The sequence below is a fragment of the uncultured Aquincola sp. genome, assembly GCF_964001545.1.
GTDB lineage: Bacteria > Pseudomonadota > Gammaproteobacteria > Burkholderiales > Burkholderiaceae_C > Aquincola.
Window position 1 is genome coordinate 1 of record NZ_CAXFDV010000450.1, and the last position, 8,266, is coordinate 8,266.

The 8,266-nt window shown below is 72.2% G+C and carries 7 protein-coding genes; 2 read left to right on the plus strand and 5 right to left on the minus strand.

Features of this window, described 5'->3' with window-relative positions; all coding sequences use genetic code 11:
• A partial coding sequence (locus ABNT58_RS15420; RefSeq protein WP_348754345.1) for a LysR substrate-binding domain-containing protein occupies positions 1 to 768 on the plus strand: 768 nt, incomplete at its 5' end.
• A 31-nt stretch (positions 769 to 799) separates the two neighbouring features.
• Here ABNT58_RS15420 and ABNT58_RS15425 read toward each other — a convergent pair.
• Positions 800 to 2,209 carry a D-serine ammonia-lyase gene (locus tag ABNT58_RS15425; RefSeq protein ID WP_348754346.1) on the minus strand — a complete coding sequence of 470 codons (1,410 nt, stop codon included), beginning with the start codon at positions 2,207 to 2,209 and terminating at the stop codon, positions 800 to 802.
• Positions 2,210 to 2,325: 116 nt separating this feature from the next.
• On the opposite strand from ABNT58_RS15425, the gene ABNT58_RS15430 reads away from it, so the two are divergent.
• Positions 2,326 to 3,267: a LysR family transcriptional regulator gene (locus ABNT58_RS15430; protein WP_348754347.1), complete on the plus strand. Its 942-nt coding sequence runs from the start codon at positions 2,326 to 2,328 to the stop codon at positions 3,265 to 3,267.
• A 31-nt stretch (positions 3,268 to 3,298) separates the two neighbouring features.
• Here ABNT58_RS15430 and ABNT58_RS15435 read toward each other — a convergent pair whose 3' ends face one another.
• From ABNT58_RS15435 to ABNT58_RS15450, 4 genes are all read right to left on the minus strand, one after another.
• Positions 3,299 to 4,522: a GTP-binding protein gene (locus tag ABNT58_RS15435; RefSeq protein ID WP_348754348.1), complete on the minus strand. Its 1,224-nt coding sequence runs from the start codon at positions 4,520 to 4,522 to the stop codon at positions 3,299 to 3,301.
• A gap of 83 nt (positions 4,523 to 4,605) precedes the next feature.
• Complete coding sequence (locus tag ABNT58_RS15440; RefSeq protein ID WP_348754349.1) at positions 4,606 to 5,577, minus strand: tripartite tricarboxylate transporter substrate binding protein; 972 nt, start codon at positions 5,575 to 5,577, stop codon at positions 4,606 to 4,608.
• Positions 5,574 to 6,773: an acyl-CoA dehydrogenase family protein gene (locus tag ABNT58_RS15445; protein WP_348754350.1), complete on the minus strand. Its 1,200-nt coding sequence runs from the start codon at positions 6,771 to 6,773 to the stop codon at positions 5,574 to 5,576. The genes ABNT58_RS15440 and ABNT58_RS15445 overlap by 4 nt, the downstream gene beginning before the upstream one ends.
• An 11-nt stretch (positions 6,774 to 6,784) precedes the next feature.
• On the minus strand, positions 6,785 to 8,266 hold a 1,482-nt coding region (locus ABNT58_RS15450), incomplete at its 5' end, for an AMP-binding protein (protein ID WP_348754351.1).

Sequence of the window (8,266 nt, forward strand, 5' to 3'; positions counted from 1 at the left end):
ACGCGGCTCTTCCACCGCTCCACCCGCTCGCTCGCGCTGACCGAAGAAGGCCGCCTCTACTTCGAGAGCTGCCAGCGCGCGCTCGACACGCTGGGCGCCGCCGCCGCCCAGCTGGAGTCGGGCCGCACGGAAGTCACCGGCCGGCTGCGCGTGACCCTGCCGGTGCTGTTCGGCCGCCACTGCGTGGCGCCGGTGCTGTTGGCCTGGGCCGCCGGGCACCCGGCGCTGGAGCTGGAGCTGGCCTTCAGCGACCGTTCGATGGACCTGTTCGCCGACGGCTTCGACCTGGCCATCCGCATCGGCCCCCTGCCGCCCGACGGCATGCTGCGCGCCCGCCGCCTGCTGATCATGCGCAAGCTGCTCTGCGCCGCGCCCGGCTACCTGCAGCGCTGCGGCACGCCGCAGCAGATCGAAGACCTGCCCGCGCATGAGCACCTGGTGTACCGGCGTGGCGAACATCTGCAGCCCATCCAGTACGAAGCGGCCGGCGGCCGCCTCATCGAGCTGCAGCCCCGCGGGCGCCTGCGGCTGGACGACCTGTCGGCCATCGTCGATGCGGCGGTGGCCGGCCTGGGCCTGGCCTGGGTGCCGGCCTGGCTGGTGCAGGACGAGCTGGCCGGCGGCCAACTGCTGCCGTTGCTGGGCCAGCACCGCTCGGCCCCGATGGAAGCCCACGCGGTGTGGGCGGCCGATGCGCCGATGCCGCTGCGCCTGCGGCAGGCGGTGGACGAGCTGGTGCAGGTGCTGCCCGCGCGTGTGCCGGGTTGAGCCGCCTCAGGCGCTCAACCGGCCCCGCGGGTCACGGCGCCAGGGTTGCCCGGTCCGGCGCACGGCGCAGGCCGCGGGCCAGGAAGCGCTCGTACTCTTCCTCAGGCACGAACAGGCCGCCGGTGGTCCACACGATGTGGGTGGCCTGCGGCAGGCGCGCGGCCAGCTGGTGGCGCTGCAGGTAGCGGCGGCCGGCCTCGCTGTGCAGCAGCTGCTGCGGTCCGTCGAAACCGGCGGCGGCCGAGGGCTCGATGCGCAGCCCCTCGGCCTGGCACACCCGCGCCAGGTGCTCGAACAGCGTCTCGTCGGCCACGGTGAACACGCCGCCCAGCGCCGGCCGCACCACCTGCACCGCCCGCTGCGAAGCACGCGGCACCGCCAGGCCGTCGGCCTCGGTGCGGTTGTCCAGCCCATGCTCGTACACGCTGGGCACCTGCCCTGCCTGGTTCTGCAGCGCCAGCAGGAAACACGGCGAGGCGGTGGGCTCCGCGAAGAAGCAGTGCACATGCGGCCCGAACAGATGCGCCAGACCGAAAGTGATGCCCCCCGGCGCACCGCCGACGCCGCAGGGGATGTAGACGAACAGCGGATGCGCCGCGTCCACCACGCGGCCGGCGGCGGCCAGCTGGTCGCGCAGGTGGAAGGCGGCGGCGCTGTAGCCCAGGAACAGCGACAGCGAGTCTTCGTCGTCCACGAAGTGGCAGCGCGGATCGCGCGCCGCCTCGGCCCGCCCGGCGGCCACGGCTGCGGCATAGTCGCCCTCATGCTCCACCACCGTGACCCCGCGCCAGCGCAGGCGCTGCTTCTTCCAGGCCTTGGCGTCGGCCGACATGTGCACCACCGCCCGAAAACCCAGCGCCGAGGCGATGACGCCGATGCTCAGCCCCAGGTTGCCGGTGGAGCCCACCGCCACCTGGTAGGCGCCGAACTGGCGGCGCGCATCGGGCGTGGCCAGCGGCGAGAGGTCTTCGCCGGTGACCAGCCCCAGCTGCCGGGCCAGCCGCTCGGCGAACTCCAGCACCTCGTGCAGGCCGCCGCGCGCCTTGATGGAGCCCGCCACCGGCAGGCCGTGATCGGCCTTGACGAACAGCTGGCCCTGCCCGGCGCCCAGACCCAGCACCCGCTGCATCGCCGGCACCGGCAGCAGCGGCGACTCGATCTGGCCGGCGCTGGCCTGCAGTTCGGGGAACAGGGCCTGCAACACCGGCTGGAAGCGCCGCAAGCGGTCGGCCGCGGTCTGCATGTCGGTGCGGCCAAGGGGCTCGCTGCCCCAGGCGGTGCCGGGCAGGCCGTCGGCTGCGCGTTGCGGCTGCGCGAACAACACTGGCCGGCGGTGGCGCACCGCCTCGAGCAGGGCTTCGTCGTCGCCATCCGGGGCGGCGGCGGGCGCCGCGACACGGGCCAGGGCGGGCGCAAGGGCGAAGGTGGCGGCAGCGTTCATGCAGGTCTTTTGCGGTGGCGGGCCCGGGAGGGCATGGACTTCATTCTGGGCAGCGGCCACCCGCGGCACAAACCAGCTTTGCTGCAGCGGCCATCAGTCAGGCTGATGGCACGGCCATGCTGAGCGCCTCGCACCTGAGCTGGCTGCGCAGCTTCGAGGCGGCGGCCCGGCGGCTGAGCTTCACGCTGGCCGCGCAGGACCTGTGCGTGACCCAGGGCGCGGTGAGCCAGCAGGTCAAGGCGCTGGAGGACTACCTGCAGCGGCCGCTGTTCGTGCGCGGGCCGCGCCAGCTCACGCTCACCCCCGAAGGCGAGCAGCTGGCCGCGGTGGCGCAGGAGGCGCTGTCGCGGCTGGACACCGCGCTGCAACAGGTGCGCCAAGGCAGCAATGCCCCGCGCGCGCTGGTGCTCAGCTGCCCGCCCACGCTGGCGCTGGGCTGGCTGGCGCGGCGGCTGGGCGACGGCCGGCCGGCGGGCCTGCATGGCCCGGTGTCGTTGCGGGCCGAATTCCACCGCATCGATCGCGCGCGGCTGCAGGCCGACGGCGTGGACGCCGCCATTCGCTACGACCTGGGGGGCCATCCGGGCCTGCACAGCCACCGCTTCATGGACGAATGGTTGCTGCCAGTGGCTTCACCCGCCTTCGTGGCGGCGCACCCGTCGCTGCGCGAGGGGGGCCCGCTGCGCGGCGACTGGCTGCTGCACGACCTGCAGCCCTGGGACGGCGCCCCGCCGCATGCCGAGTGGCAACACTGGCTGCAGCACAGTGGCCGGGTGTGCGAAGGCCTGGCCGCCGGCCGCGGCTTCAACCTCTTGCAGCTGGCGCTGTCGGCCGCGCTGGACGGCCAGGGCATCGCGATGGGCCGGGCCGTCCTGGTGCAGGACGAGCTGCGCAGCGGCCGTCTGGTGCAGCCCTTCGGCCCCGTGGTACCGGCCGCCGCCGGCTACCACCTGGCGGCCGAGCGCGACGACCCGCCGCTGCAGGCCCTGCGCGGCTGGCTGCAGCAACAGGGTCAGGCGGCGGCCGACGCCGTGCGGCCCTGGGTCGAAGCGCGCTGACCGCAGACTCCGGCGACGGGCCAGTCCAGCGTCAGGCCGCTTCCGCGGTGGCCTGCCACTGCGGGAACGGGTCGGGCAACGTGGCCCAGCCGTCACGGCCCTTGCGCGTCTCGGTGTGGTTCAGGTGCATGGCCTTCCAGGCCTGCTCGATGGCGGCGCGGTCCATGCGGCGGCCGATGAACACCACTTCGTTCAGGCGGTCGCCATGCGGCTCCACCCAGCGTGCGTCGATCTCCTGCCGCTCGGCGCTGCCCGGCGCCGGCCAGCGGCTGCGGGGGGCGGCGGCCCACCAGCGGCCCACCGGCTCGTGCGTGGCGGTGTTGCCAGCGCGCGAATAGCTCACCACCCAGTCGGGCCGGCTGGCCAGCCACACATAACCCTTGGCCCGCAGCAGGCCGGGCAGCGGCATTTCCATGAAACTGGAAAAGCGCCACGGGTGCAGCGGCGCGCGGCTGCGCAGCACGAAGCTCTCGATGCCGTAGGCCTGGGTCTCGGGTGCATGCTGGCCTTCCAGCTCGCGCGCCCAGCCGGGCATCTCGCTGGCGCGCTCCATGTCGAAGAGGCCGGTGCCCAGCACCTCCTTCAGCGGCACCCGGCCATGGTCGGCCCAGACGATGCGCGCCACCGGGTTCAGCGCCTTGACCACCGCGGCCACCTCGTCGCGACGGCCGGCGTCCACCTTGTCGATCTTGTTGACCACCACCACGTCGGCAAATTCGATCTGCTCGGCCAGCAGTGCCGCCAGGCTGCGCGTGTCTTCCGGTCCGGTGGTCTCGCCGCGCTGGGCCAGTAGGTCGGTGCTGCTGTAGTCGGCCAGCAGGTTGTAGGCGTCCACCACCGTCACCATGGTGTCGATGTGGGCCACGTCGTTGAGCGAGCGGCCCTGTTCGTCGGTGAAGTCGAAGGTGGCGGCCACCGGCATCGGCTCGCCGATGCCGGTGGATTCGATCAGCAGGTGGTCGAAGCGGCCCTCGGCCGCCAGCTTGCGCACCTCCAGCAGCAAGTCTTCACGCAGCGTGCAGCAGATGCAGCCGTTGCTCATCTCCACCAGCCGCTCCTCGGTGCGCGACAAGGCGGCGCCCGCGTTGCCGGCGCTGCGGTCCACCAGCGAGGCGTCGATGTTGACCTCGCTCATGTCGTTGACGATGACCGCCACGCGCAGGCCTTCGCGATTGGCCAGCACATGGTTGAGCAGCGTGGTCTTGCCAGCGCCCAGAAAGCCGGACAGGACAGTGACGGGCAGGGTCGTGTTCATGGCGCCTCTTGCTAATGAGAAGCCATTATCATAAACAAAGGCGCTGGCTGTGGGGCATTGACCGCCCGCCCTGCGGGATGGCGTTACTCCGGCTGCAGCCCGGCCGCGGCCACCATCTGCTCGGCATGGCCCAGCTCTTCGCGCAGGGCTTCGGTGTACTGGGCTTCGGTGCTGGGGGCCACGGCGCCGCCCAGCGCCTCGATGCGCGCGCGTGTCTCGGGCTGCGCCAGCGCGGTGCGCAGCGTCTTGCCCAGCAGCTCGACGATGGGCTGCGGCGTGCCGGCCGGCACCGACAGGCCGCCGATGGAGGTGAGCGTGACCGGCAGCCCGGCTTCGGCCAGCGTGGGCACCTCGGGCAGGCGCGGATGGCGCTGCGATGAGGTGACGGCCACCGGCTGCAGCCGCTGGCTCTGGATGTGCGGCAGCGCCACCGAGGTGATGGCCAGCGTGAAGTCCACCTGGCGCGCGATCACCGCATTGGTGGATTCGGTGGCGCCCTTGTACGGAATGTGCGTGGCCGTGATGCCGGCGGCCTTGAGCATCAGCGCCGCACCCAGGTGCGCGGGCGAGCCGATGCCGCCGCTGGCATACATCAGCTGGCCGGGCTGCTGGCGGCCCCGCGCCACCAGCTGCTGCACCGTGGCCAGGCCGCTGCCGGCCGGCGTCACCAGCGTGAGGTCGGAGGTGCCGATGCGCCCGACGTGCACGAAGTCCTTCATCACGTCGAAGCCCGGCTTCTTGTACATGCGCATGCTGGTGGTCATCGGCGAGCCGGAATACACCCAGGTGTAGCCATCGGGCGCGGCCCGTGCGGCGGCCTGCGCGCCCAGGTTGCCGGCGGCGCCCGGCTTGTTCTCCACCACGATGTTCTGCTTGAGCAGTGCGCCCATCGCCTCGGCCACCACGCGCACCGTGTTGTCGGGCGAGGTGCCGGCCAGGTAGGGCACGATCCAGCGGATGGGCCTGGTGGGGTAGCGCTCCTGCGCGCTGGCGCCGGTGCCCACCACGCCGGCCAGCAGGGCGGCCACGGTGGCCAGGGTTCGCATCGTCTTCATGGTCTTGTCTCCTTATGTTCGTCCAGCAGTTCGCGGGCGATGGTGTTGCGCTGGATCTCGCTGGTGCCGGTGAGCACCCGGTACATGCGCAGCAGGCGGAACAAAAACTCCACCCGGCTGCCCTGCACGATGCCTTCGCCGCCCAGCACCTGCACCGCGCGGTCGGCGATGCGGAAGGCGGCTTCCGAGCAGAAGAGCTTGGCCATCGAAGCCTCGGCCCGCGCATCGGCATCGTGCTGCAGCCGGCGGGCCACGCTCAGCATCAGCGCACGCGCGGCGGCCAGGTCGGTGGCCATGTCGGCCAGCAGGTGCTGCACCGCCTGGAACTGGGCAATCGGCTGGCCGAACTGCCGGCGCTGCAGCGCATGGTCGCGCGCATCCTTCAAGGCCAGGCTGGCCAGCCCCAGCATCGCCGGGCAATGCAGCAGCCGGTTGACGGTGATGCGGCCCAGTGCCAGCGCCAGGCCGCGCCCGCGCTCGCCCAGCTGGTTGGCGGCCGGGATGCGGCAGTCCTGCAGCACGATGTTGCCGGTGTGCGATTGGCCGGCCAGCGTCTTGTAGCCCGCCTCGACCCGGAAGCCCGGGCGGTCGCGCTCCACCAGAAAGGCCGTGGTCTCGCGCCGCGCGGGGTCGGTGCCGGTGGCGGCGATGACGATGGCCATGTCGCAGAACGGCGCGCCCGAGATGAAGCGCTTGGTGCCGTTGAGCACGAAGCCGTCGCCATCGGGCTCGGCCCGCGTCTGCACCGCGCCGGCGTCCGAGCCGGCCTCGGGCTCGGTGATGGCAAAGCAGATGGCTTTTTCGGCCCGCGCCACCGGCAGCACCAGGCGCTGCATCTGCTCGGGCGTGGCGCTGCGCACCAGCGCGCCCAGCCGCGGCGGGCCCGACAGCTCGCCCAGCACATGCGGCGCAAAGGGCGAGCCGGTGGCGTAGATGGCCTCCTTGATCAGCGCATGGTCGTGCAGGCCGAAGCCGGCGCCGCCCAGGCTGGCCGGCAGCGTCATGCCGTAGAAGCCGCGCTCGTGCGACAGCCGCCACACCTGCTGCAGCAGTGCGCGCGGCGCGCCCTGCTCATGGCTCAGGTGGTGTTCGTGCGCCAACGGGTCCAGCTCGGTATGGATGAAGGCCTGCACGCGGGCGATGAAATCGGCAGCGGCCGGGCTGCCCTCGAAGAAGGCGTGGTGGGTGATGGTCATGCGGCCCCCGGTCAGTTCACGCGGCGTTGCTGGCCCTGCCAGTACGGCTCTCGCACGTCCTTGCGCGAGAGCTTGCCGTTGCTGTTGCGCGGCAGCGCGGTCACGAAGTCGATGCTGCGCGGTCGCTTGAAGCCGGCCAGCCGGCCTTCGCAGAAGTCCATCAGCGCCTGCGCATCGGCGCTTTGCCCGTCGCGCAGCACCACCACCGCCTTCACCGCCTCGCCCCAATGCGCATCGGGCACGCCGATCACGCAGGCTTCGTACACCGCCGGGTGCTGGGCCAGCACCGATTCCACCTCGCGCGGGTACACGTTGAAGCCGCCCGACACCAGCATCTCCTTCTTGCGGTCGACGATGTGGATGTAGCCCTCCTCGTCCACCCGGGCCAGGTCGCCGGTGCGCAGCCAGCCGTCCTCGCCCAGCACCTCCTGCGTCAATGCCGGCGCGCGCCAGTAGCCGGCGAACACGTCGGGCCCGCGCACGCAGATCTCGCCGATCGCATCGCCCTGCACCGGCTGGCCGGCCTCGTCCAGCACCTGCACGTCCGATTCGCCCAGCGCGCGGCCGCAGGCATACAACAGCTCGGGCCGCTCGCCGCTGATGGCGCGTGCATGGTCGGCGATGGACAGGCCCACCACGCCGCCCGTGGTCTCGGCCGCGCCGTAGCCTTGCGCCAGCACCGGCCCGAAGGCAGCCCAGGCCTCGCGGATGCGGGCCGGCGACATCGGCGCGGCGCCATAGCTCAGCAGCCGCAGGCTGGAGAGGTCACGCTCGCGCAGCGTGGGCTCGGCCAGCAGGGCATGGATCATGGCCGGCACGAAGAAGGCCATGGTCACCCGCTGCTGCTCGATAGCGCGCAGGATCTCGGCCGGCTGGAAGCGGTCCATCAGCAGCACCGTGGCGCCCTGGAACAGCATCGGCTGGATGAACATGCCGCTGGCATGGGTGATGGGGCCGCACAGCATCAGCACGTCGCCGGGGCCGGCCTGCATGCGGCCCATCACCACCTTGCGCAGCGAGGTGAAGCGGTTGCCCACCGTCTGCATCGCGGCCTTGAGCTTGCCGGTGGAGCCGGAGGTGTAGTGCAGCACGGCCAGTTCTTCAGGCCGCATCTCCTCGCGCAGCGGGGTGGCGGGCTGGGCGGCCAGCAGCGCTTCATAGTCGGCCCAGCCGTCGGCTTGGGCGCCGCCGTCCAGCGCGACGAAGCGCCGCAGGCCGGGCACGGCCTCGGCCGCGGCCTGCACCATCGTGCGGTGCTGTGGCCCGGCGATGCAGGCCGCCGGCTCGGCATTGGCCAGCGCATCGGCCAGCTCGGCCGGCGCCAGGCGCGCGTTCAGCGCCACCTTCACCAGCCCCAGCTTGTAGAAGGCGCATTCCATTTCCACGATCTCGGGCCGGTTGGGCGAGACGATGGCCACCCGGTCGCCACGCTGCAGGCCTTGCGCCCGCAGCGCATGGGCCAGCTGGTTGGAACGTGCTTCCAGCGCGCGGTA

Excerpts from the sequence above, each read along its gene's own strand:
- ABNT58_RS15425 (WP_348754346.1), bottom strand. The coding sequence starts at position 2,209 with ATGAACGCTGCCGCCACCTTCGCCCTTGCGCCCGCCCTGGCCCGTGTC.
- ABNT58_RS15430 (WP_348754347.1), top strand. The coding sequence starts at position 2,326 with ATGCTGAGCGCCTCGCACCTGAGCTGGCTGCGCAGCTTCGAGGCGGCG.
- ABNT58_RS15435 (WP_348754348.1), bottom strand. The coding sequence starts at position 4,522 with ATGAACACGACCCTGCCCGTCACTGTCCTGTCCGGCTTTCTGGGCGCT.
- ABNT58_RS15440 (WP_348754349.1), bottom strand. The coding sequence starts at position 5,577 with ATGAAGACGATGCGAACCCTGGCCACCGTGGCCGCCCTGCTGGCCGGC.
- ABNT58_RS15445 (WP_348754350.1), bottom strand. The coding sequence starts at position 6,773 with ATGACCATCACCCACCACGCCTTCTTCGAGGGCAGCCCGGCCGCTGCC.